The organism is Quyinboa ferrireducens (assembly GCF_042436675.1).
In the GTDB taxonomy this organism is placed as follows: domain Bacteria; phylum Bacteroidota; class Bacteroidia; order Bacteroidales; family UBA5342; genus JBHJHP01.
Genome location: NZ_JBHMVA010000001.1, coordinates 158,466 through 182,887 on the forward strand (window position 1 = coordinate 158,466; position 24,422 = coordinate 182,887).

The 24,422-nt window shown below is 42.3% G+C and carries 19 protein-coding genes; 9 read left to right on the forward strand and 10 right to left on the reverse strand.

What is annotated here, in order from left to right:
* Positions 1-85 precede the first annotated feature (85 nt).
* Positions 86-547: an Lrp/AsnC family transcriptional regulator gene (locus ACE01N_RS00675; protein WP_380583807.1), complete on the forward strand. Its 462-nt coding sequence runs from the start codon at positions 86-88 to the stop codon at positions 545-547.
* Positions 548-549: 2 nt separating this feature from the next.
* On the opposite strand, the gene ACE01N_RS00680 is transcribed toward ACE01N_RS00675, so the two are convergent.
* The gene (locus ACE01N_RS00680) at positions 550-1,095 is read right to left on the reverse strand and encodes a methylated-DNA--[protein]-cysteine S-methyltransferase (RefSeq protein ID WP_380583814.1); all 546 of its coding nucleotides are present in this window, start codon (positions 1,093-1,095) and stop codon (positions 550-552) included.
* A 26-nt stretch (positions 1,096-1,121) separates the two neighbouring features.
* Here ACE01N_RS00680 and ACE01N_RS00685 point away from each other — a divergent pair, with 26 nt between their 5' ends.
* From ACE01N_RS00685 to ACE01N_RS00695, 3 genes are all read left to right on the forward strand, one after another.
* A complete protein-coding gene (locus ACE01N_RS00685) occupies positions 1,122-4,100 on the forward strand; it encodes an FAD-binding and (Fe-S)-binding domain-containing protein (RefSeq protein ID WP_380583816.1) in 2,979 nt (992 codons plus the stop codon).
* Positions 4,101-4,190: 90 nt separating this feature from the next.
* The gene (locus ACE01N_RS00690) at positions 4,191-4,511 is read left to right on the forward strand and encodes a single-stranded DNA-binding protein (protein ID WP_375721496.1); all 321 of its coding nucleotides are present in this window, start codon (positions 4,191-4,193) and stop codon (positions 4,509-4,511) included.
* A 144-nt stretch (positions 4,512-4,655) separates the two neighbouring features.
* Positions 4,656-6,080, forward strand: coding sequence for a monomeric [FeFe] hydrogenase (locus ACE01N_RS00695; protein WP_380583819.1), 1,425 nt, complete (start codon positions 4,656-4,658; stop codon positions 6,078-6,080).
* 3 nt (positions 6,081-6,083) lie between these two features.
* On the opposite strand, the gene ACE01N_RS00700 is transcribed toward ACE01N_RS00695, so the two are convergent.
* The 3 genes from ACE01N_RS00700 to ubiE form a co-directional block, all read right to left on the reverse strand.
* Positions 6,084-7,634 (reverse strand): NAD(P)/FAD-dependent oxidoreductase, encoded by a 1,551-nt coding sequence (locus ACE01N_RS00700; protein WP_380583821.1) that lies wholly within the window; start codon positions 7,632-7,634, stop codon positions 6,084-6,086.
* Positions 7,634-8,335, reverse strand: coding sequence for a type IX secretion/gliding motility protein PorT/SprT (gene porT / locus ACE01N_RS00705; RefSeq protein WP_380583823.1), 702 nt, complete (start codon positions 8,333-8,335; stop codon positions 7,634-7,636). The genes ACE01N_RS00700 and porT overlap by 1 nt, the downstream gene beginning before the upstream one ends.
* Positions 8,336-8,415: 80 nt before the next feature.
* Positions 8,416-9,153, reverse strand: a complete 738-nt coding sequence (gene ubiE, locus ACE01N_RS00710) for a bifunctional demethylmenaquinone methyltransferase/2-methoxy-6-polyprenyl-1,4-benzoquinol methylase UbiE (protein ID WP_380583825.1) — start codon at positions 9,151-9,153, stop codon at positions 8,416-8,418.
* 122 nt (positions 9,154-9,275) lie between these two features.
* On the opposite strand from ubiE, the gene zwf reads away from it, so the two are divergent.
* From zwf to ACE01N_RS00730, 4 genes are all read left to right on the forward strand, one after another.
* On the forward strand, positions 9,276-10,802 hold the full coding sequence (zwf, locus tag ACE01N_RS00715; RefSeq protein WP_380583827.1) for a glucose-6-phosphate dehydrogenase: 1,527 nt from the start codon (positions 9,276-9,278) through the stop codon (positions 10,800-10,802).
* Positions 10,803-10,812: 10 nt separating this feature from the next.
* Positions 10,813-11,553: a 6-phosphogluconolactonase gene (pgl, locus tag ACE01N_RS00720; RefSeq protein ID WP_375729362.1), complete on the forward strand. Its 741-nt coding sequence runs from the start codon at positions 10,813-10,815 to the stop codon at positions 11,551-11,553.
* Between the two features lie 503 nt (positions 11,554-12,056).
* A complete protein-coding gene (locus ACE01N_RS00725; RefSeq protein WP_380583829.1) occupies positions 12,057-12,869 on the forward strand; it encodes a lysophospholipid acyltransferase family protein in 813 nt (270 codons plus the stop codon).
* A 174-nt stretch (positions 12,870-13,043) separates the two neighbouring features.
* Positions 13,044-13,712, forward strand: coding sequence for a hypothetical protein (locus tag ACE01N_RS00730; protein WP_380583831.1), 669 nt, complete (start codon positions 13,044-13,046; stop codon positions 13,710-13,712).
* 195 nt (positions 13,713-13,907) lie between these two features.
* Here the strand turns inward: ACE01N_RS00730 and ACE01N_RS00735 are convergent, their stop codons facing one another.
* From ACE01N_RS00735 to nuoE, 4 genes are read right to left on the reverse strand one after another with little or no spacing between them, the layout of a single operon-like run.
* Complete coding sequence (locus tag ACE01N_RS00735; protein ID WP_375729364.1) at positions 13,908-14,363, reverse strand: ferritin-like domain-containing protein; 456 nt, start codon at positions 14,361-14,363, stop codon at positions 13,908-13,910.
* 11 nt (positions 14,364-14,374) lie between these two features.
* On the reverse strand, positions 14,375-18,070 hold the full coding sequence (locus ACE01N_RS00740) for a molybdopterin-dependent oxidoreductase (RefSeq protein ID WP_380583834.1): 3,696 nt from the start codon (positions 18,068-18,070) through the stop codon (positions 14,375-14,377).
* 55 nt (positions 18,071-18,125) lie between these two features.
* On the reverse strand, positions 18,126-19,904 hold the full coding sequence (locus ACE01N_RS00745; protein WP_380583836.1) for an NADH-ubiquinone oxidoreductase-F iron-sulfur binding region domain-containing protein: 1,779 nt from the start codon (positions 19,902-19,904) through the stop codon (positions 18,126-18,128).
* A gap of 5 nt (positions 19,905-19,909) precedes the next feature.
* Positions 19,910-20,437, reverse strand: coding sequence for an NADH-quinone oxidoreductase subunit NuoE (nuoE, locus tag ACE01N_RS00750; protein WP_380583838.1), 528 nt, complete (start codon positions 20,435-20,437; stop codon positions 19,910-19,912).
* A 348-nt stretch (positions 20,438-20,785) separates the two neighbouring features.
* On the opposite strand from nuoE, the gene ACE01N_RS00755 reads away from it, so the two are divergent.
* On the forward strand, positions 20,786-22,363 hold the full coding sequence (locus tag ACE01N_RS00755; RefSeq protein ID WP_380583840.1) for a hypothetical protein: 1,578 nt from the start codon (positions 20,786-20,788) through the stop codon (positions 22,361-22,363).
* Position 22,364: 1 nt separating this feature from the next.
* Here ACE01N_RS00755 and ACE01N_RS00760 read toward each other — a convergent pair whose 3' ends face one another.
* Positions 22,365-23,486 (reverse strand): hypothetical protein, encoded by a 1,122-nt coding sequence (locus tag ACE01N_RS00760; protein ID WP_380583842.1) that lies wholly within the window; start codon positions 23,484-23,486, stop codon positions 22,365-22,367.
* 9 nt (positions 23,487-23,495) lie between these two features.
* Positions 23,496-24,419 (reverse strand): phosphatase PAP2 family protein, encoded by a 924-nt coding sequence (locus ACE01N_RS00765; RefSeq protein ID WP_380583844.1) that lies wholly within the window; start codon positions 24,417-24,419, stop codon positions 23,496-23,498.
* Between the last annotated feature and the right edge of the window lie 3 nt (positions 24,420-24,422).

A 24,422-nucleotide genomic window follows, 5' to 3' on the forward strand; every position in this document is an offset into this window, starting at 1 on the left:
AGTATTTTTTCCGTATTTTTAAACTTTATCAAGTAATTATTAACTATCTTGCTTTCAAATTCAATATTAAAACGGAAAATTTCCCATGATAACACTCGATTCAACGGATAAAATCATTCTGCAAATGTTGCAGGAGGATGCCAAACGCAATGTAAAAGAGATAGCTGCAGCCCTTAAAATGTCAAAAACACCCATCTATGAACGCATCAAACGGCTGGAAAAAGAAGGGATCATCTTAAAGCATGTAGCATTGGTTGATAAGAAGAAACTTACAAATGCCATGGTGGTTTTTTGTTCTGTATCGCTGGATGTACAAAAAAGGGAGGAACTGCATAAGTTTAACGAAGCCATTTCTAAAATACCTGAAGTAGTGGAGTGTTACCTGATGGGTGGAGCTTTTGATTATATGTTAAAGGTGATCGTCAGCGATCTTGAGGCCTATCATATTTTCTCATCCGACAAACTAGCCGTTCTGCCAAATATCAAACAGATTAAAAGTTTTTTCGTTTTAAATGAAGTTAAATACAGTACGGCTGTTCCGGTTTAACTTCAGTCAAACAGTGGAAGTTCATTTTTATGAAGGCCTTTTGATTCCAGCAACAACAATCTGCGTTTAGTATCCAGACCGCCTGCATAACCAGTCAGTTTTCCGTTTTGTCCGACCACCCTGTGGCAGGGAACAATTATGGAAATGGCATTTGCACCGTTAGCAGAGGCTGCCGCCCGAATGGATTTCTCATCGCCCAGACTTTTAGCCAGATCCAGATACGTGATGGTTTCTCCAAACGGAATGTTTAGCGAGGCATTCCAAACACGCTTTTGAAAATCGGATCCAACAAACCTCACTGGAATTTCAAAATCTTTTCTTTTCCCTTCAAAATACGCCTCAAGTTGTTGAATCGTTGCTTTGATCACGGGTGTTTCTTCCGTTTTAAACTCTGCCCGTAATCCGGCTTTGATCCGTTCATCCACGGCTTGCCGCATCTTCCGGTAGCGCCAGTCGCACAGACAAAGATCGCCATCAAATGATCCTAAAATCAACTCCCCGAATGGTGATCTGTAGTATGAAACGGATATATATTTCTCAGCGTCCATCAACAGAATAAAATTAGCGCTTATTTTTGAAACCGGTTCATCCGAAACACGACAGATTTACAATTTTATTGAATTTGGACTATATTCGTGGTACTAAAAGCGGAGACATGACGGATGCATTGCAACAACTCAGGGAAGAAATAAAGGGAGATGTACATTTTAACGACGTCTGGCGGTCGCTTTATGCAACAGATGCATCATCGTACCGCGAAAAACCGCTGGCCGTTGTCATCCCGGAGACTGTCGATGATATCAAAAAAACCATTGCCTTTGCCAACACCCACAAAACATCTGTTATTCCAAGGGCTGCCGGAACATCACTTGCAGGCCAGGTGGTTGGGTCAGGCATAGCCATTGATATCTCCAAACATTTGAACCGGATTCTTGAGTTGAATACTAAAGAACACTGGGTAAAGGTTGAGCCGGGTGTAAACCTGGCCGAACTTAATATGCATCTCAAACCTCACGGTCTGCAGTTCGGACCCGAAACGTCCACTGCCAACCGGTGCCGCGTGGGCGGTATGCTGGGAAATAATTCCTGTGGTCTGCATTCCCTTATTTATGGCAGTGTGCGAGACCATATTCTTGAAGTTGATGCCATTCTTTCTGATGGGTCCGAAGTTAAGTTTGAAGCCCTCGATCAACAAAAGTTTGAGGCAAAGCTTCATTCAGAAAACAGCCTTGAACGCTCAATTTATCAGAACATCCAAAAGATACTGACTGATCCGGAACTAAAACAGGAAATAAAGGACGCCTATCCACTGGAAGAGGTTCACCGGCGAAATATGGGATATGCTCTTGACTTTTTAACGGAAACTGCGCCATTTGAACCTACAGAAACACCCTTTAACTTCTGCAAGTTACTGGCAGGATCCGAGGGCACTCTGGCCTTTACAAAATCCATGAAGCTGAACCTTATCCCGCTGCCTCCTAAGGTAAAGGGTGTGGTGGCAGCTCATTTTAATTCACTTGAAGAGGCCTTAAAGGCCAACATCATTGCATTAAAATATCATCCTGGTGCCGTTGAGATGATGGATGATATTATCATTAAGTGCACCGAATCAAACATTGAACAACGCAAAAACCGCTTCTGGCTGGAAGGGAACCCAAAGAATGTTCTCGTTATTGAATTTGCCCGCGAAACCGAAACGGAAATCCGGGATGTGGTGGATAAGATGACCGCAGAACTAGAGAAAAACGGTTATGGCTATGCCTTTCCACTCATCTTTGGGGATGATAAGATTAAACGCGTCTGGGATCTGCGTACTGCCGGTCTTGGTCTGTTGTCCAATGTAGAGGGTGACCGTAAAAGCACTACCGTTATTGAAGATACTGCAGTAGCGCCGCGCCTGTTGCCGGATTACATTAACGAATTTCAGGCAGTACTGGATAAATATGGTTTACAATGTGTGTTTTATGCCCACGCAGGATCAGGGGAGATTCATCTGCGTCCCTTGCTAAATCTGAAAGTGGAGGAAGACAGACAGCTCTATCAAACCATCGCTGAAGAGATTGCAAAACTGGTAAAAAAATACCGTGGCTCGCTCAGCGGAGAACACGGAGACGGACGCTTACGCGGGCACTTTATTCCGTTTATGTACGGCGATAAAATCTATCGTCTTTTTAAGGATATCAAACAAACCTGGGATCCGAACAACATCTTTAACCCGGGAAAAATAGTGGATGTTCCACCCATTACAGAAAGCCTGAGATATCTGCCTTCCAACCGTTATCCGGAAATTGAAACCGTAAGCGATTTCACACCGGTGAAAGGATTTTTAAGAGCCGTGGAAAAATGCAACGGATCGGGAGATTGCCGCAAAAGTGAGTTTATTGGCGGTACCATGTGCCCGACCTATATGGCTACCCGCGATGAAGATAAATCCACCCGGGGACGATCTAATCTGCTGAGGGAACATATGCACCACAGCACTAAACCAGATCCTCTTGATCAACAGGAACTTTACGATATTCTGGATTTGTGTATATCGTGTAAAGCCTGTAAATCTGAATGCCCGGCGAATATTGACATGGCACGTTTCAAAGCCGAATTCCTGCAGCATTATTACGATATTCACGGCATTCCGTTTCGTTCAGGAATGATTGCCTACCTTCCGGTTATGAACCGCCTGATCTATCCGGTCCGGGAAATGGCCAACCTGGTTCAAAAAACAACGGCATTCAAAAAACTCATGGGATTTGCTCCCAAACGAACGCTCCCTATGGTGAAACGTCAGCTTACCTCGCGCGTGCGTCAAACCACTGATACAAAAGACAAGCTGGTATACCTGTATGCTGATGAGTTTACCAACATGCAGGAACCCGAGACCGGTCTCGCTGCCATTGCACTACTCAATAAACTGGGTTATCATGTGGTGATACCTAAGCTTCGTGACAGTGGCCGGACTTACATCTCAAAGGGCTTGTTGCGAAAAGCCAAACAGCTGGCAACAGACAACATCATGCTGCTGAAAGATCTTATTTCATCAGATCATCCGTTGATCGGGCTGGAACCCTCCACCATCCTGTCCTTCCGGGATGAGTATCCGGAACTTGTGGATAAGCATTTGCAGGAAGATGCTAAGAAAGTTGCCGGATACACCATGCTGTTCGAAGAGTTTTTTATGCGTGAAGCAGAAGCTGGTCGTATTTCAAAAGCATCGTTTTCTGCTGAACCCAAAACCATCAGATTGCATGGTCATTGTCAGCAAAAAGCGGTGGCTTCTACTACGCCGACCTTACAGATGCTCTCTTTTCCTGAGAATTACAGCGTTGAAGAGTTTAAAACCGGATGCTGCGGCATGGCCGGATCATTCGGTTACGAAAAAGAACATTATGACCTTTCCATGCAGATCGGCGAAATGATATTGTTTCCGGAGGTTCGCAAAAGCAATGAGGAAACGATATTGGCAGCACCCGGAACAAGTTGCCGCCATCACATTAAAGATGGAACCGGAAAATCTGCCCTCCACCCAGTGGAAATCATGTTAAGTGCCTTAAAATAAGCTATCTTATTCTTTCAGACTTGACTTTTAGGCAAAAAAAACGTAATTTGTCTAAGATAATTTATTTACCAAAACCTAAAACAATTCATCATGTTTAGACTACAATTAAATGGTGTACTTGGCACCGATGCCGAAGTTCGTGAAGTTGGCAAACGCAAAGCCATTAATTTCAGTGTTGCTGTTCATAAGGAATACAAAGATTCCAACGGCAATAAAGTTGAAAAAACAGACTGGATAAAAGCGGTTATCTGGAAGAGTGAAAAACAAAGCACTAAAATTGCCGAGTACCTTAAGAAAGGCAAAAGGGTTTATGTGGAAGGCGAACCCAGTGCCGATGCCTTTATCACTAAAGATGGCGATGCTGCCGGTACACTAAATCTTATTGTCAGGGATATCGAATTAATGAATTAATTTCTCCTGATTAGACTTTAAAACCGCCTGATCCGGCGGTTTTATTTTGATACATTTCTAAATAAAGAAATTTTTCTTTAATTTATTTCCGCCAGTCAAAAAACTGTTCTACTTTTGCAGCCTCAAAAATAAGGGACAAAGAAAATGGCACATACAAGTAATACGATGATCATCCGCAGGGAGTTGCTGAGCAGGATCGTCCGGTTGCATTATGAAGGGGTTTTGGAGCAGGAGATTGACCGCATACCATTAAAGATGGCACCTAAAAACAGTGCCGCTTCCCGTCGTTGCTGCATCCATAAAGAACGCGCCGTCATTAAGTATAAATCGTTCCCCTTACTGGGGTTCACCACAGCACAGGAAGAAGATGAACTGACACCCTTATCGGAATACGCACGTCAGGCGTATCTTCGTGAGAAACCATCAGAAGAAATTCTGACAGTGGTGGATGAAGCCTGTACCAGTTGCATAAAGGCACAATACGTAGTGAGCAACATGTGCCGTGGCTGTGTGGCCCGTCCATGTGTGATGAACTGTCCGAAAGATGCCGTCTCCATGAATAAAAGCGGGCAGGCAGAAATTGATACCGATAAATGTATCAACTGTGGCATATGTCAGAAGGAATGTCAGTATCATGCTATAATTTACCAGCCAATCCCCTGTGAGGCTGCCTGCCCTGTAGGAGCGATCTCAAAAAACGAAAATAAGATTGAAGAGATCGACCACAGCAAATGTATTTACTGTGGCAAATGCCTGCAGGCCTGTCCATTCGGGTCCATATTTGAAGTGAGCCAGATGATTGACATTCTGCGGGATATTGACCGGAATGATGCATTGACAGCCCTGTTTGCACCTTCCATTCACAGTCAGTTTTCACTCACCACCGGACAAATCCATAACCTGTTTAAAATACTTGGGTTTAAGGATGTGGTTGAAGTAGCTGATGGTGCCGTTCTGACCACAGAACACGAAGCTAAAGAATTCGGAGAGAAGATGGCAGAGGGGCAACCTCTGATGACCACCAGCTGTTGTCCGGGCTACATGGAAACCGTAAAAAAGCATATCCCGCAATTAATGTCCTTTGTGTCAGAAACACCATCACCAATGGCCTATGCTGCAAAAATTGCACGGGAGAATAACAAAAGCTGCAAAACTGTTTTCGTCGGCCCCTGCATTGCAAAGCGCAAAGAGGCTGCTGATAATCCGGATGTGGATTATGTATTGTCATTTGAGGAACTTAACTCCATCATCGTGGCACTTGGTATTGACCTGGGTGAAATCCCCGATGATGAAAGCAAAAACAACAAACGTACCGTCAACCGTGGTTTTGCTATGAGCGGAGGCGTACTGGCTGCAATAAAATCTGTAAATAAGGATGTGGAAATCCGCGATATGGTTATCAATGGTCTGGATAAAAAAAGTATTGCTGTGCTGAAAGCTGCAGCTGAAGGAAAAGCAGAAGGAAACTTCATTGAGGTGATGTGTTGTGAAGGTGGTTGTATAGCCGGGCCTGGAGCTCTGGGTGAGGTGAGAGCCAATAAACGCCTGTTCGAAACCAACCTGAAGTAATACTCAGCCCATTCGGGCAGCCAGAGCTTCAGCGGCGTTCTCACCATCCATGGCTGATGACACGATACCTCCGGCATAGCCTGAACCTTCTCCGCAGGGATAGAGGTTTTTAATGGAAACATGTTCAAAGGTTTCCCTGTTTCTGGGTATTCGAACCGGTGAAGAAGTCCTTGATTCCACTCCGGCTATCAAGGCTTCATTGGTCAGAAATCCTCTTGTTTTATTATCGAATTGACGGAAACCCTGTTGTAACCTGTACCGGATTGATTTGGGCAACCATTCGTGCAAAGGAGAGGACAGTAATCCCGGAACATACGACGACGAAGGCAGCGATTTGGAATGTCGGTTCTGCACAAAATCATCCAGCCGTTGTGCCGGTGCAACCTGTGTCTGACCTCCCGATTCAAAAGCTTCTTTTTCCAGATTCTCCTGGTAATCCAGTCCTTTTAACGGTTCACTATCAGAACCAATATCTTCAGGACGGACTTCGACTACGATTCCCGAGTTAGCCCACCTGGAGTTTCTCAGGGACGGTGACATACCGTTGACTACCACTTCGCCCGGTGATGTAGCTGAAGGCACAATAAAACCGCCCGGACACATGCAAAACGAATACACACCACGTTCTGATACCTGCGCCGTTAACGCATAGGATGCCGCCGGCAGATAGTCACCTCTGCCTTTGGGAGAATGGTACTGGATCTGATTTATCAGTTCCTGCGGGTGTTCTACACGAACGCCCATGGCAAAGGTTTTGGATTCAAGCAATACCTGGCTCTGATCCAGAAAACGGTACACATCCCTCGCAGAATGACCTGTTGCCAGAATAACGGGGCCCATATACTCATTTCCATCATGAGTACGGACGCCTTTAACGGTATTGTCTTCCAGAATTAAACCGGTGACTTTAGAACTGAAATATACTTTTCCTCCCGCATTTTCGATGGTAGCGCGGATATTTGTGATTACGGCCGGCAGTTTATCTGTCCCGATATGTGGATGGGCATCAATCAGGATATCTGTGGTAGCACCATGAAAACAGAGGACCTCAAGAATGCGTTTTACGTTCCCGCGCTTCACGCTGCGTGTGTATAACTTCCCGTCCGAAAAGGTTCCGGCTCCGCCTTCCCCGAATCCGTAGTTGGAATCCGGATCAACAACATGCGACCGGTTGAGCACTGCAATATCCCGTTTGCGTTCAGCTACCTTCTTTCCACGTTCCAGTACTATGGGTTTCAGTCCTTTCTCAATGCATCGCAAAGCAGCAAATAATCCGGCGGGTCCGGCGCCTACAATCACCACCTGCTTCCCTTCATGTACGTCAGGGTATTCAAATACGGGAACGACATCATCCGTTGCTTCCTCGTTGATATAAAGGCGCACATTAAGATTGATCCAGATGGTACGCTGACGGGCATCAACGGAACGTTTTAATATTCTAACGTGTGTTATTTGATTCGTATTTATGCCAGCTTTTCTGGCTGCAGCTTTTGTGTACAATTCTGCAGTGGCAGCCTCTTTAGGAGAAACTCTGAGCTGTATATCCCGGATCATTATTCAAAATTAAACGAAATAATAAATAAGCGGGAATAGAGGTTACTGATGGCATTCGTATAACGGGGATCATAGCCTTCTGTCGGTGGTCTGTCGTGCCAAAGCACATCATTAAATCCGATGGCAAAACGCACTTCCAGACCAAACCTGAAATAGGGCAGATAAAAATCGGATCCAACACCCATTTCAAAATAGTAATCCACGGGATTCAGCACAATATCGTCTTTCCGGCTTCTGGCCAGATCAAACCTTACATTCGGACCAAATACCAAATAAGGCTTGGCATTTCCGTCGCGAAGTGCTTTATATTTTATCAATAACGGTGTTTCAATAAAAGTGGATTTTACAGAAATCGGCGACTCCCGTAATACGCCTGATTCGGTTATAAAATTCATATCCCGTTGCCCGAATGAGATACCCGGAACAAAACGCAGGTTCATGAATTTATTCAGACGTAAAGATGATATAATCCCTACGTGAAAGCCCGGGTTTAATGAAGACTGATCGGTAAACCAAATGTTGCCATCTCCATCCGGAACACCGGAATGTACTGATGTAAAGTACATAAAGTTTGTTCCCAGTGTGAACCCGAAATGCAACCTGTCCTGATCGAACGTAGGAAGGTTTTCAACCACTTCCTGCCCCCGGATCTGAATGGCCAGGATCAAAAGGACCAATATGCCTGTTAGTTTTCGCTTCAAAATGTGATGTTTATGATTGTAAACGAATTCAATGCAAAAATATTCTAAAAGTCAGTCAGTTAAAAATATTTAAACTTTTATTATTTCACACCCGTATATAACGAGGCGATCCCGAAGGTCAGTTTCCGTTGTCTTCTGTCTTTAAGTCCGGCATTTTTCATTAGGTTCAGAAAACCTTCTCCCTCGGGAAATGCATCCACCGATTCGGGCAGGTATGTATAAGCCCTGTTATCGCCGGAAACAAAGCGACCAAAAAACGGGATCAGATGAAAGGAATAAAAGCGATAAAGCTGTTTCACCGGAAATACCGTTGGCTTGGAAAACTCAAGAACGGCAATGGTTCCACCTTTTCTGACCACCCTGGTCATATCCTTTAATCCGGCAAGGGGATCCTGAAAATTGCGGATGCCGAAACCTACTGTCACCACATCAAACGTATTGTCCTTAAACGGCAGATTTTCCGCATCTCCGGTAATAAATTCCATGGCACAGTTCAGGTTGCGCTTCTCCATTTTTTCCCGTGCAACGGCCAGCATTCCTTCAGAAATATCAGCACCGGTCACTTTTTCCGATGTTATTTTTGCCAGCTGGAAAGCCAGATCACCGGTTCCGGTTGCAATGTCCAGCACCTGTTCGGGTTGAACCGGTCTTAGGGTCCGAATCACCCTTTTGCGCCACAGCCGGTCAATTCCGAATGACAAAAATATATTCAGGAAGTCATACTTCTTTGAAATATTATCAAACATAGAAGCTACTTCCTCTTTTTTTGTCCCCTTTTCACCGTGATATGGTGATACAACTTTTTTATCCTCTTTCATGCGCCACAAAGATAGAAAAATGTTTAATTTCAGCGGATTTTAATCCGGTCATACACAGCACCCAAAACTAAACATAAAACGGTGCTTGCTTGTTTAGGTTCTGAACGTAGAATAAAATTAAAATGGAAAACAAACCCGAATCACACATACTCGTAATATTTGGAGCTTCCGGTGACCTGACTCACCGTAAATTAATGCCTGCCATTCATGATCTGTACGAACAGGAGTTTTTATGTGAAAATTTTGCTGTCCTGGGAGTTGGTCGTACCGAAATGAAGGATGAGTCGTTCCGTGAATCACTTGTTGAAGGCATCACCAACTTTTCACAGGTAAAACGTGAGGATGTGGACAAATTTCTTCAGCAAGTACACTACCAGTCCATCGACACCAAAAATGCAGATGACTATGCTGTTCTGAAGGAACGAATTGAGAAAATAGCAAAAGCGCACGACATCAACGGCAACATTATTTTTTATCTGGCTACGCCACCTGGTATGTTTGAGCCGATCTCAAAGAACCTGAAATCACAGGGGCTGCACAAAGAAAAGCATGGAAATTTCAGACGCATCATTATAGAAAAACCATTTGGACATGATCTGTCTTCGGCCAAAGAGTTGAATAACAAACTTAAATCAGTTTTTAAAGAGGACCAGATTTACCGTATCGACCATTACTTAGGGAAAGAAACGGTACAGAATCTTTTGGTTACCCGTTTCTCCAACAGCATTTTTGAACCGCTTTGGAACCGGAATTTCATTTCGCATGTTGAGATTACGGCATCCGAAAGCCTGGGAATTGGTTCACGTGCCGGTTATTATGACCAATCCGGTGCTTTGCGGGACATGTTCCAGAATCACCTGCTGCAGTTGCTCACATTTGTGGCCATGGAACCACCAACTGTGATTGATTCAGAGAGCATTCGTAACGAAAGTAAAAAAGTGCTTCAGGCTGTCAGGGCAATCGATAAGGATAATATGTACAAGCATGTCATTCGGGGTCAGTATACAGCATCAAAAATTCGTGGAGAAGAAGTAAAAGGCTACCGGCAGGAAGAAGGCGTTGATCCGCAAAGCCGTACCGAAACCTATATCGCCGTTAAACTTTTCATCGATAACTGGCGCTGGGCAGGTGTGCCTTTTTATGTCAGGTCAGGTAAAAGACTTCCAACCCGGGTGACAGAAATCGTGATCAATTTTAAACATACACCGCACCATCTGTTTCACCGGAACCAGTCTATTGTACAATCACCGAACCAGTTAATTATAAGAATTCAACCGGATGAAGGTATTTTGCTTAACTTTGGTATGAAATTGCCGGGAGCAGGTTATGAGGTAAAAAATGTGGGAATGGATTTCCATTATTCAGATCTGAGCCAGGTATATTTGCCTCAAGCTTACGAAAGGCTGTTACTGGATTCCATGATGGGAGACAGCACGTTGTTCTCGCGTGGTGATAATGTGGAAGAGGCCTGGGATATCGTTCAGCCGATTATTGACAGAATGAATGACGACCCGGACTTCCCGCTATTTGGTTATCCGGCAGGAACATGGGGGCCAAGAGAAGCAGAAGGATTAATTGATGCCGAGGGACAGACGTGGCGATTCCCGTGTAAAAATCTCTCAAACAGTGATGAATACTGTGAATTATAATACTCAAGCCATGAGAAAACGTAACATCAATGGCCATAACATCTATATTTTTGAAACGCCTGAAGTCGCTACCACGTGGATGGCGGATCAGATTGTAGAGGACGCGTCAAAAATTGACGCGGGGAAATACAATGTGGCTTTATCCGGTGGATCAACACCATCTCTGCTCTTTTCTGCACTCGCAAAATCAGACCCTAACGCCGTTTTTCTGCGAAATCTGAATTGGTTCTGGGGAGACGAACGCATGGTTTCTCCCGACGATGACCAAAGTAATTACAAGGATGTGAATGAACGGTTATTTTCAAAAGTTCCCATTAGCTTTTCACGGGTTTTTCGCATTCGCGGTGAAGAAAACATATGCAAGGAACGTATTCGTTATATAAAAGTCATCGACAGCGTATTACCCAAACGCAATGAATATCCGGCTTTCGACCTGATGATCCTTGGACTTGGAACAGACGGTCACACTGCATCTATCTTCCCGAACAACATGGATCTGCTGATGTCTCACGATTGGGTGGAAATTGCCAAACACCCTGAATCAGGTCAGTTCCGCTTAACGTTAACAGGCGAAGTGCTGAAAAATTCTTTTCGGGTGGTATTTCTGGTAACCGGAGAATCCAAAGCGGAAGTTTTAAGTGACATTGTGAATAAAAAAGGAAAATTCAGGGAATATCCTGCGGCTTATGTGAAACCCCGCAGCGGCAATCTTCTTTGGATCATTGATGAAGCAGCAGCTTCCAGACTGTAAAAGGGTGCAGATTTAATGCCCATGATAAAATATATTTTCTGTCCGGTCCATCAATACAAATGAATGGTTCTATAATATTGATATTCCTGAAAAAGCTTTAAATAAAACTAGTTGAATGTAACATGCTCAAGCCGCATGGGCTTTTCATTTTTGCCTTCAGCTGCAAAAACGAAACAAAAAAAGCCGCCGCCACCGATAAAATTGCTAAAATTCAATTTATTCCACTAAAACCAAAGAACTCCTCCTTTTAAGTTTTCGTACCTCAAACTTAACGAACGTCAAACAGCTTTGATTTTTTGACGCTCCTTAAATTGAATTTCTTAACGCTTTTTCTCGGATGCGGTAAATCTGAACTCATAAATTTGATCCTGTAACTAGTACATGGCCTATCATTATATCACATACGCCGATTTTTCAACATTTGACCCTACGTCAGTGGTTTTTATGTCATCCTTATTTTTGTTTCCGTCAATCCGTTTATCTTTGTAAAAAAATCCTGAAAAGTGGAATCTGATTATAAAAGATGGACTTACTTCCCTGGTAATGTTTACAAGACACCTGAGACAAAAAAACGCAAATTCTGGGACAAACTGGTTTTAGGAACACGTATTTATTTCGTGCTCCGTTATATCCGCGCTATTAATGTTAACGCCAGAAAAGCTTTGGCCGGCGTATACGACCGGGAAGCATGGGCAGAATCGAGCATTGACATCCTGAACCTTACCGAAGATTGTGGCGCCAGATACAATATTTCTGGTCTTGATAACCTGCATGAACTCGAAGGGCCTGCAGTATTTGTGAGTAATCATATGAGCACACTGGAAACCATGGTATATCCGGGCATTATTGCACCCGAAATGCCTGTTACATTTGTGGTAAAAGAAAGTTTAATGACTGCTCCTTTATTTGGTCCGGTGATGCGTTCACGTGAACCGATAACCGTAAAAAGGGAAAATGTTAGGGAAGATCTGATGGCTGTAATGTCGCAGGGACAGGAAAAGTTGAAAGAGGGGACATCCATTATTATTTTTCCGCAAAGCACACGTACCGTTAATTTTAACCCGAAAGAGTTTAACAGCATGGGCATCAAGCTGGCTCAAAAAGCGAAAGTAAAAGTTGTGCCTATGGCTATAAAATCAGATTTCTGGGGAAACGGAAAACTGATCAAGGAGTTTGGTAAGCTAAATCGTAAAAAGACAGTTTTTATTGAAATAGGTAAACCATTTGCTGTAAGCGGAAACGGAAAAGAAGATCATGAAAGAGTGACAGCATGGATCAGTGAACGCCTGGAACAATGGAATAAGATTAGATCATAACTTTTTTACTCATCAGGCAGAAAACAAAAGGTGCAGATATGTAATCGATGCTAGTATATGAACTAAACATATAAAAATCTATCATAATCATGAACATGATTATTAACCAAAGATATCTGTTCCTAATAAATTACTCCCAAGATCTAATAATTCTGTACCATTAAATTCACCATTATGAAAAGGATTAATACTTTTTTAATTATCATGATAGTCATATCTAACTATAGTTATTCTCAACAAGTGCAGTGCATTGATGATAATGGTAAATCATACAATGGATTTTTATTTTTATACCCATATGGAATTGCACAAGATAATATTGAAATTAATTATACGGATATTAACAAAGATACAGTACTTTTTATTAAAGGCGATGCATTAAGGTATGATAATCAATGGTTTAGTTTAACTGATGATGAGAATCAATATAGAAAATTAATAAATATTACTTATGTAGATGTTGAGTATAATATTTTTGTATTAAAATGCTTAAAAGCAAATAATATATTAAAAGTGTATATTGACAATAAAGTATGTTTTTCCCCTTGGGTAGTCGATAATATGTATATTGAGTATAAAGATTTTAATAAATATTTACAAGAATCATTCCCCATTCCAACATTAGATAACCCAGTGCATGAGAAGCCTTGTGCAAATTCAAATATTGTCGAGGATTTTCAAAAAGTAGATTATGTCGCAACGGCTGTTCAGGGCGACTGGGTGAAGCTTATTTTAGATGATGATAGCTTTACAAACAAAAATTTTGGGGAAGATAAAAATGGCTGGATAAGATGGAGAAATGATACTGGTAAATTTATACTAAAAGTGGCATTTTCATACTAATAAGTGTGCTGTATTATATAGGTTATTGGGGCACAAAAAAATTTTCCAAAAAAGCAATGTTAATAAGTCCGCAAGTTTGATCTTTTTATAAATAATGACGTAGACAGGAGCCTGCACCTAACCTTGGGACAAAAAACAAAAAAAAGCGCAAATTATAAATCTGCGCCAGCCTGTATCCTGATATTTCTTTAAATCTTAATTTTCGCGGTACACCAGATCGTCGTACTCAATTTCGAAGCGAAGTTTATGCTTGCTTTCTTCCTGAGCCAGATCCAGGAATACATTTTTCAATTCTTCAGTTGGCGCTTTATCGGCCAAAGCCATATATAAACGAAAAGCCGCTTTTTCCTTATTCATAGCCACAACCAGGGCCTGTTCATAACTCATTTCCGGCTCCACTTTCACGCGTGCCACATAATCACTGATCTTTAAATCCGTGATCTCTGCTTTTTTGTAATGTTTAATCCCTTCTTCTTTAATCTTAAGCAACCGCACCTTGTGTGTCACCTCTTCCTTGGCAAACTCTTCAAAAACTGCTTTCATATCCCTGGTTTTCGCCTTTGATGCCAGTTCCGCATAAAATTCTACGGCTTTCTGTTCTTCATCCATGGCAAAGTCCAGAATCTCATCGATGGTGTTAAATGTTTTCATCACTTAAATCTTTAATTCAGGTTGTTTTGAAATTCATCATCAAACCTTTTAACCAGCCCATCACATCCGTATTCAAACAAGCGGTTATAGTTATCATTTTTTGTGTGTGTAAATTTATGCAATTCTGATGAATCGGGTGAAGGAAGTAAGGCAAAAAGTTCCATCCGGATTTCATCTATTGTTTCCGGACTTTCAACATTCAGCACCTTCATAATACCGTTTATCTGCGCATAATTTTCAACCTGACCACCGTTATGAATTGCTTTATCAAACTGCTGAATGATCCGTGCACTATTGGTGAAACTTCCGGTGGTTTCCAGCGGAGCCGAGGCCGGTAAAACCAGGTCCGCATTATCTGCTGTGTCTGTCATAAAATAATCCTGAACCATGATAAAGTCAGCTTGCTTAAACCAGTTTTTCACCTGCTTGCTGTCGGTAGCACAACCTATCGGATCCTCTCCGAAAATGAAGAAGTTCCGGAACGCATTCCGGTTCAACAGTGACAGATTTGTCTCTTCTACTTTTTCCGGCAACTGATCTATACCCCAGGCAGATGCCATTTTTTCTTTCAACTCAGGATCATCGATGGCAACCGCTCCGATGCCAACTTTGTTGCATGCACCCATATCGAATAAGCCCTGAGCATTATTCTTTTCTTTTAACGCCACCAGTCCGCTGGCAGATTTGCCAAGTTTTCCGGTAATCAATGCAAGGTTATACAATTCGAAACTACAGTTAGCGGATACCTGCTTTTCCGAGAATATCAGGATGGCATTCATCTCTTCATTGTAGGTTTTGGCAAAATCCTTAACCGCATCTGCTGTTGTTCCGGCCTGTTTTAATAACTGATCAAAGTCCTCCTTCAGCAACGACTCCTTGTAAATTTCGAATCCTGTTGCATTATCCTTAATATAAAAGGCATTATGCATTCCGGCAGAAAGCAAATAATGATTCACAGCTTTTACAAAATAATAATATGAATCAACTTTTACCTCGTTATCCACCTTGGCTTTCATACTGTGATCCGTGTTTGTAGTCACGTATGTCACCGGAACATTTTTTGTGGCCCGTGCATTCTGAACCATAAATCCAACCACAGCGTGGTCGTTGTTCAGTTCCGATCCCAACACATAAATTGCTGAAGCATGTTGGATCTGCTCGTAGGGTACATTCGCTTTAAAATTCTGAATATAACCTGTACCACCTCCCATATAATGGAAGTTATTTACGTGATTGGTTTTTGCACCGGCCCGTGCCAGTTTCTGAACCAGATACTGCTCTTCGTTGGTCAACCGCGCACCGGCATAAAATGCATTGGCCTGATCCGGCATCCCTTCCTTAATCTTATCACCAATGATCCGGTACGCTTCATCAAAAGATATTTCTTTAAATGAACCATTTACTTTCAGCAATGGTTTGGTGATCCGTTCTGCATCGTTATAAAACCGATAGCCAAATCGCGGATATTTACAGATGTTACCATCGGGATTAGCAGGACCTTGTGCGCCTTCGGTTTTCCAGACAAATCCACCTCTATCCAGAACGGACAGCTTACATCCCACACCACAATAATTACAAACGGTTTCGGAACGATCCAGTTTTACAGGTCCCGGTTTAAACGTTACATTCTCAGTAATGGCACCGGTTGGACAGGTAGAGATGCACATGCCGCACGATTCGCAGGTGGATTCGGTGAGACTGTCGCCCATGCTCGGGGCTACAAATGTTTTAAATCCACGTTCCACCAGTCCCAATGCTTTGGCCCCAACAACTTCGTCACAGATGCGTACGCATCGCGCGCACAAAATACATTTGTTATTGTCGATCTCAATGTACGGATGCGAAAAGTCCACTTTGTACTCAGCATAATCACCATTAAAGCGGCTTTGATCGGCCCCGTACTGCGTACTGTATTTTTTCAGGTCGCAGGTAAAATATTCGGTACAACCACATTCCAGGCAACGGCTGGTTTCGTGCAGTGCCACCTTTTCTCCGGCATAACCCAGTTCCACTTCATTAAAATTAAGACGGTCTGTGGGATCAAGCACCGGCATCTCTTCACGTGTCTGGTTCGCAAATTTTCCTATATATTCTTCTTTAACCTGTGGTTTAAAATTGTCCTTTTTACTTATGAACTCAAACGGTTCAGGTTCGATGGCCTCATTCATTAAAAACTGATGGCAACTGCGAGATGCCTTTTTTGCCTGCGCAATGGCTTCAATAATAGTTGCCGGTCCTGTCACACCGTCTCCGGCAGCAAATACCGACGGGATACCGGTCTGTAATGTTTCTTTATCAGCCACAATATCGCCCCAGCGATTGACTTCCAGTTCACCTTCTGAAGCGAATTCATTGATGTTATCAATAAATTCCACCTGCGTTTTCTGACCAATGGCCGCCAGAATGTAATCCACTTCCAAGTCAAAATCTGATCCCTCCACAGGAACCGGTCTTCTTCGTCCGGATGCATCCGGCTCTCCCAGTTCCATACGTAGCAGCGTCATGGATTTTACAACTCCGTTAGCACCCTTGTTGACCTTTTTCGGGTTTGTAAGGAACAGGTACTCCACACCTTCCAGTTTGGATTCATGAATTTCAATCGGGTTGGCCGGCATCTCCTTTTCAGTTCGTCGGTATACCACATATACTTTATCTGCTCCGCACCGCATGGATGTCCGGCAACAGTCCATGGCTGTATTTCCACCGCCAACCACAGCAACCGTTTTGCCTTTAAAATTGTAACGCTGACCCGTAACTTCCATATTTTTCAGAAAGTCAATTCCGGGATACACCTTCCCGGCATCGTCGCCTTCGCAGCCAATCAGCGTTCCCTTTTGTGATCCTATGGTCAGTACCACAGAATCGTAGTTTTCTTTCAGCGTTTCATAGCTCAGATTATCACCCAACTTGTGATTGTAAAAAATCTTTGCGCCAAGTTCCGTGATGGCAGCGACTTCTTTGTCCAGAATATTATTGGGCAGACGATACTCCGGAATACCATAGCGCAACCAACCTCCGGACTGAGGTGCTGCTTCGTAAATATCGCACTGATGTCCTTTGCGCTGCAAAAACCAGGCAGCTGATAATCCGCCAGGGCCGGCACCAATAATAGCCACTTTTTTTCCTGTTGGTTCAGCCACATCGCCTACATAACGGGTTAGGGACTGCAGATCCATATCAGATGTAAAACGCTTCAGATAATCAATCCCGACCGGGGCCCCTTCGTCCAACAGGTTCCTGCGGCACGCTACTTCACACGGACGCACGCATACGCGACCACAAATGGCAGGCAGCGGATTCACCTCCTTGATCAGCTCTACTGCCTCATTGTATTTTCCTTTTTCAATCAGTGAAATATATCCCTGAACGTCTACTCCTGCAGGACAGGTCTGCTTACACGGCGCCACACAATCGGCATAGTGATTACTCACCATCAGATCGAGTGCTGTTTTACGGGCTTTCTTAACCTTTTCGTTTTCGGTATGGATCACCATCCCCTCTGCAGCTCTGGTTGAACATGACGGCTGCATATTGCGCATTCCCTCAATCTCCACCACGCACACAAAACATGAGGAGAACGGCTTTAACCTCGGATCATGGCATAAAGTAGGGATAGAGATTCCATTACGTTTCGCCACATCCAGAATGGTTTCCCCTTCTGTAGCTTTTACCGTTTTTCCGTTCAGTATGATATTTATTGTTTTCATTTTCTATTAGAATCAAGTATCAAGACACAAGAATCAAGATTTTTGCATCATGTTATTATGATAATTTGATGGCATCGAATTTACATTTAGTGAAACACATGCCGCACTGAATACACTTATCCTGTATGATATAATGCATACCTTTCTTTTCACCCTCAATAGCATCTGTAGGGCAATTACGTGCGCAGAGCGTACATCCGGTACAGTTGTCTTCTATCACCGTATAGGTTAGCAACTGCTTACAATTCAGCGCCGGACATTTCTTTTCAACAATGTGTGCCTCGTACTCATCACGGAAATATTTAATGGTAGTCAGCACCGGATTTGGCGCTGTCTGCCCTAAACCGCACAATGAGTTTTCCTTAATCTGAACTGCCAGTTCTTCCAGCTTTTCAATGTCGCCTTCTTCTCCGTTTCCTTCGGTAATGCGCGTCAGGATCTCCAGCATACGGCGTGTTCCCATACGACAGAACGTACATTTTCCACAGGATTCCTTCACCGTAAAATCAAGGAAAAAGCGGGCCATATCCACCATACAGGTGGTCTCGTCCATGATCACCATGCCACCTGATCCCATGATGGCACCGGTTTTATTCACCGAATCGTAATCCACGATGGTATCACCAAGGTAAGCAGGGATACAACCGCCCGAAGGACCTCCCAACTGAACAGCCTTAAATTTTTTCCCATCCTGAATACCACCACCCAGTTTGTAAATAATATCGTTAATGGTAATGCCCATTGGAACCTCAACCAGACCACCATTATTGATCTTTCCGGTTAGAGCAAACACTTTGGTTCCCTTGCTTTTTTCAGTTCCGTATTTGGCATATTCAGCCGCACCATTCAGGATAATACCCGGAATATTCGCCCAGGTTTCCACGTTGTTAATGTTGGTTGGCTTTTTCCATAACCCTGCTTCGGCCGGAAAGGGTGGACGTTTCCGTGGCATTCCCCGTTCACCCTCAATGGAAGCGATTAGCGCCGTTTCTTCTCCGCATACAAATGCTCCTGCCCCTTCTTTTACATAGATATCAAAATCCAGTCCTTCAACCCCAAAAATGTTATTCCCAAGATAACCTTTACTCCTGGCCTGTTCAATGGCAATATTCAGGCGTTTGATCGCCAGCGGATACTCTGCACGACAATAGATGACACCTGATTTAGCCTTGATGGAGAAGCCGCCAATGATCATTCCTTCCAGTACAGAATGCGGATCACCTTCCAAAATGGAACGGTCCATAAATGCTCCCGGATCACCCTCGTCAGCATTACAAATAATATATTTTTGTTCGGATTGATAATTCAGCGCAAAGCGCCATTTCAATCCGGTAGGAAAGCCACCACCACCTCTTCCGCGAATTCCGGAGTCCAGAACCTCCTGAATAACCTGTTCAGAAGTTTGGCCTTCTTCAAGAATTTTTTTTATGCCCTTATACCCACTATTCTGTTCGTATTCTTCAATGTTTTCCGGATCAATTACACCACATCGCTTAGTTACAAGCTTGGTCTGATGATTTAGAAAATACTCTTCTGCGGTATTGTACAAATCGCTTTTTACGATGTATTCCTTTACCGGTTCATTGTTGATGATATGCTTATCAATAAGCTCAGCTACCTTTTCCTCGGTTATTTCACCATACAAATGATGACCTGAAGCATCAATGACCTCCACCAATGGTTCCTTGAAGCACATCCCCACACAACTGGTTTTGGCCAGTTCAAAATCCAGCTTTTCAGCCTCCTTCAATTGCTGCAGCTTACTGTAGACTTTGGATGCACCTGCAGCAACACCGCAACTGCCTAATCCGACTATGACTTTTGTGTTCTGCATGGTTCTTATTTTGTGGAATTATCTTTTAGTCTTATTTCATGGATGATCCGAACGGCCTGTTTGCCGGTTAGTTTTCCATAGGTCTCATCACCAATCATCATCACCGGTGCCAGGGAACAGCATCCTAAACATGCCACTGACTCCAGTGTAAACATTCCATCGGGAGTTGTTTCACCGTCCTTCACCTTCAGGCTCTCAGCAAGCGATTCAGTAATGGTTCCAGCATTCTGGACATGACAGGCAGTACCATGGCACACTTTTATGATGTTTTTCCCCACCGGATTAAGGCGGAATTGTGTATAGAAAGTTGCCACACCGTACATATCACTCAATTCAAGTCCCGCTTGTTCGGAGATTTTTACCATGGCCTGACGCGGAATATATCCGTAAATATCCTGTGTTTTTTGAAGCAAAGGAATCAGATTTCCTGCCTTTCCACGGTAAGTATTAATCAGGTCATCAATAAGAGACAGATCAATATCAGCCTGATCTTGTTCAGCCTCTTTCTCAACCATTAATCGTTGTACTCTCATACAATTCAAGTTAATTATTTTCAGAGCTAAATCGCTCCTCATAGCAAACAAAAATAACAATTCCTATCATCCTCTGAAACAATATCTTTGATCTCTCATCAATTCAAATTGAAACTAAATTACGATAAGGAACCGAACAATGAAAAATGAACTGTAAACAATGAATAACTATATAGATTTATAATGTTGTTCCCAATCATTTCTACACTTCAAAAACAATTTTACTGCACTGATTCCTGAATTGATTTATCCACATTACCATTGATGTTAAGAATATGAAAGCGTTGAATCTTTCTTTCGATAATCCCCGGGATTTTACTAATTTTATTAGCTTAAAAAAATAAGGATATGCGAACCTCAATACTTATAGTTCTCCTGACCGGATATGTTTCCATACTATTTTCACAGGAAAACGTTCAACTGAATTACAGCGAACCGGAATTTACAACCGTTCAGAATATTATTTCGGCTGTTGACAGTAGGGATGGCGTACTTCAGGTTTTAAAAAAGGATCATAAAAGAGATTTTTATGTTGAATCTTACAACTCCGATGACTTAAAGCTGATAAATACAGAGGAGATAAAACTTTCAGCGGCAGATAATGCTTCATTCTATTTCACACCGGTGGATCTGGTGAATCTCAACAATGAAAATTACATGGTCCTTTCTGCGATAGATCCGGGAAATATGAAGCAGTACATAGCTATTCAACAAATTGATAAAACCGGTAAAGCAGTTGGTAAAGTTAAACAAATCGGATCATTTAAGATCGGGGAATTATTTGAACAATACAGCATGAAGGTGGTAACTTCGGCAAATCATACTTTTCTCACAGTGATGGCTCCCGTCAGTGCTACTGATGAAGCCGCATTCACGTCTGAATTCATATTATACAATGCCACCAACCAATCTATAGGGTATTATCTTCTGACTACAGATTATGAAGCACAATGGACAAACGTTGGAAAAATAAGAGTGACAGATTCAGGTCGCATTATCGTCGCCATTTCAGAACGAAAAAATAACCAGTTGCGGCCCAGCTACATGAAGGAAATAAAACTGAATCTTTACATCAGTCAAGCGGACAATGCATTTAAAACCGTGGATGTTTATTCTATGGATTATGAGTATTCCACATTTGATTATCGACTGTCACCCGATCAGAATAATATTGAGTGCTGGGGCATGTATTCAGATGTTGATAACAGGTTTGGAGGAGATGATGCCAATGGTCTGTTTAATATTACTATTGATGTTGAAACAGGATTGTTGAAACAAGATGTAAAACAACCATTTAAAAAGGATATTATAGCAGACCTTCTGAATACAAAAGAATCAAAATTAAATAAGCACAAAGGTCTGCCCAAACAATATAAAATCATTGATGTTATATTTCGCGGAAAAGAAAGATGGCTGGTTTTTGATAATGTTATTTACAGAAAGTATAATACATATGATCCCAGATATGGGTCTTATGTTCATAATGATTTTTACCAGTTTGGATCCGCTATTATTATAAAAACTGACAAAAGCTGCGAGGTATCCGATTACACTGTTATCCCTAAAAAGCAGTGGTCATTCAACGATAACGGCGTATACAGCTCGATGATGGTCAAAGAGAAAGGGGACCGGATTCTGCTTTTCTTCAATGATTTTATAAAAAACACAACGGCTGAGAAGATTCCCGAAGCAGAAGTAAGAAGAATGGACGACCCGCTAAAATCAGGACTTTTTATGGCTGAAATAGAAAAGGACGGCACATGGTCAAAAACACTGATAAAAAACAATCTGGAGGACAAAAAGCTTATTTTCCCCCGTTCTGATCTGGCAAACGAAAAAAATGTACAGTTTGGATTATTCTCTGAAAAAGTTTTCTCAGATAAAGAAAACGGACTGAACCTGGGAATATATAAGCTAACCTACTGATTTAACTTATATCTTTTTCAAAAATCCGGTATTTCTTGTATATCGTATAATCCTGCCGTTCCATTAAGGCCCGCATGCGAAGATTTTCCTCCATAATCAAATGACTGTCAAGGGTAGTCAGTTTTCCTTTATTGGCAGACTCAAACAAGGCCACCGTCATAAGGGCATCAATGCCTGAATTCTGAAGATTAGTTTTCACACAACCCAGAAGCAGGTTCAATTGCTTTGTGGTTTTAAATGAGCGCAAAATATATGCAAACCCAATTGGGAATAACCTCCCTTTTGCTTGTTTAAATCCTTTACTTATATCCGGCATGGCCACGATAAAGGCAACAACATTGTTGTCAGGATCAACCACAACCTTGATGTATTCATGATTTAATAACGGCAAAAACCTCTCGGAAAATTCTCTGGCTTCCTGCTCATCCAAAGGCGCAAAGCCATAAATATCGGTATACGTTTCGTTAATCAGGTCGAACACAGGCTGAACATAGGGTCTTATTTCTTTTGAGTTTTTAAACTTCAATACCTTAAAACCTCTTTTTTTAACCCTTTCCGCTATGCGATAATATACATCAGGAACAATTTCAGGGATCGTACTTCTGTACTGAAACAAGTCAAGTTTTTTGCCATAACCACGTCGCTCGGTAAAATCAACCATGTACTGAAAACTATGGTTCGTAACCATCACTGTAACCGGATCATCGAACCCGTCAATTAGAAATCCCTGCGGATCCTTATCTGAAAATCCCAGTGGCCCTACCACTTTTTCGGTTCCTTTGTCCTTTGCCCATTTTTCCACGGCATCTGTCAGTGCTTCAAAAACCTCATAATCCTCTGTGCATTCCAGGAAACAAAAGCGGGCATTGTTTTCTTTATGGCCGGCATTATACACATGATTTATGATGCCCATGATACGGCCTTCCACCTTCCCATCCTTTTCTGCGAGAATCATAACGGTATCGCAGTGTTCAAAGGCATGGTTTTTTGTTTTATCAAATACTTTCCATTCATCCGAAAGAAGCGGCGGTAACCACTGCTTATGGTGTCTGTGAATTTTAAACGGCAGATGAATAAACGTCTTCAGATCGCTTCTATTAAGAACTTCCCGAACTGTAACCATGCTGTAAAATTAAGTTGAACCTGTTTTATTCCATCCGTCAGGAATCCTGTATATCAAGCCGGACAATATGAGTATTAACGGAGCCAGAACCAATCCTCCTATCACATCAACAGCGTAATGCGCTTTGATATAAACGGTTGAAAAGATAAGAATGATGACCACCGGCCATATCACATGAAAAAAATGCGGAATATATTTCCTTGAAAGAATCAGAATAATAACCGAGATGCCCACATGCGAACTGGGGAATGCTCCAGTAGGCTGTTCTGCCATTTTCTGAACAAAATGCACAGCAGAAGCGAATAAATACCCTCCCGGCACCACATTTTCGGGATATGAAAAGTAAAACTGCGGACCCTCGGATGGAATGATACTAAACAACAAATAAAATACATACATTGAAAAAGTCAGTTCAAACATCAGACGCTTAAAGCTATCCCTCTTTTTTACAAAAACGTAAATTGCAAATCCGGCCAGAAGAATATAAAAACTAAAATATCCAAAATACATCAGTTCGCTGAACAGATGACCGGGAAAGTGCTCTGAAAAAACGAGGCTCGGCTGCATGCCAAAAAGGGCTTCATCAACCCGAATCAACAGTGGGTCAATATTGCTGAAGAGAAACTTGTTGTAATGTACTGTTTCGGAATAAAAATAACCGCTCAGAATCAGCGGATAAGCGTAACGCATCAGCAACAGGACAGGGTTCAAAGTCCTTTTTTCATAATATATCAGCAGAAAAACTATTGGTAGTATCAGTATCCGAATTAAAATCAGTGGTAAAATATGCACAGATGCATCTATTGCAAATGCCATGAGAAACGTACTGAAAAACAGATAGCTTAAAAAGGCGTAATCGATCTTCTTCAATGTTGCGTCGTTGGGATTGATAAAACTGAGTAAATATAGGTTTTTATGTGATATGTTCGACATACC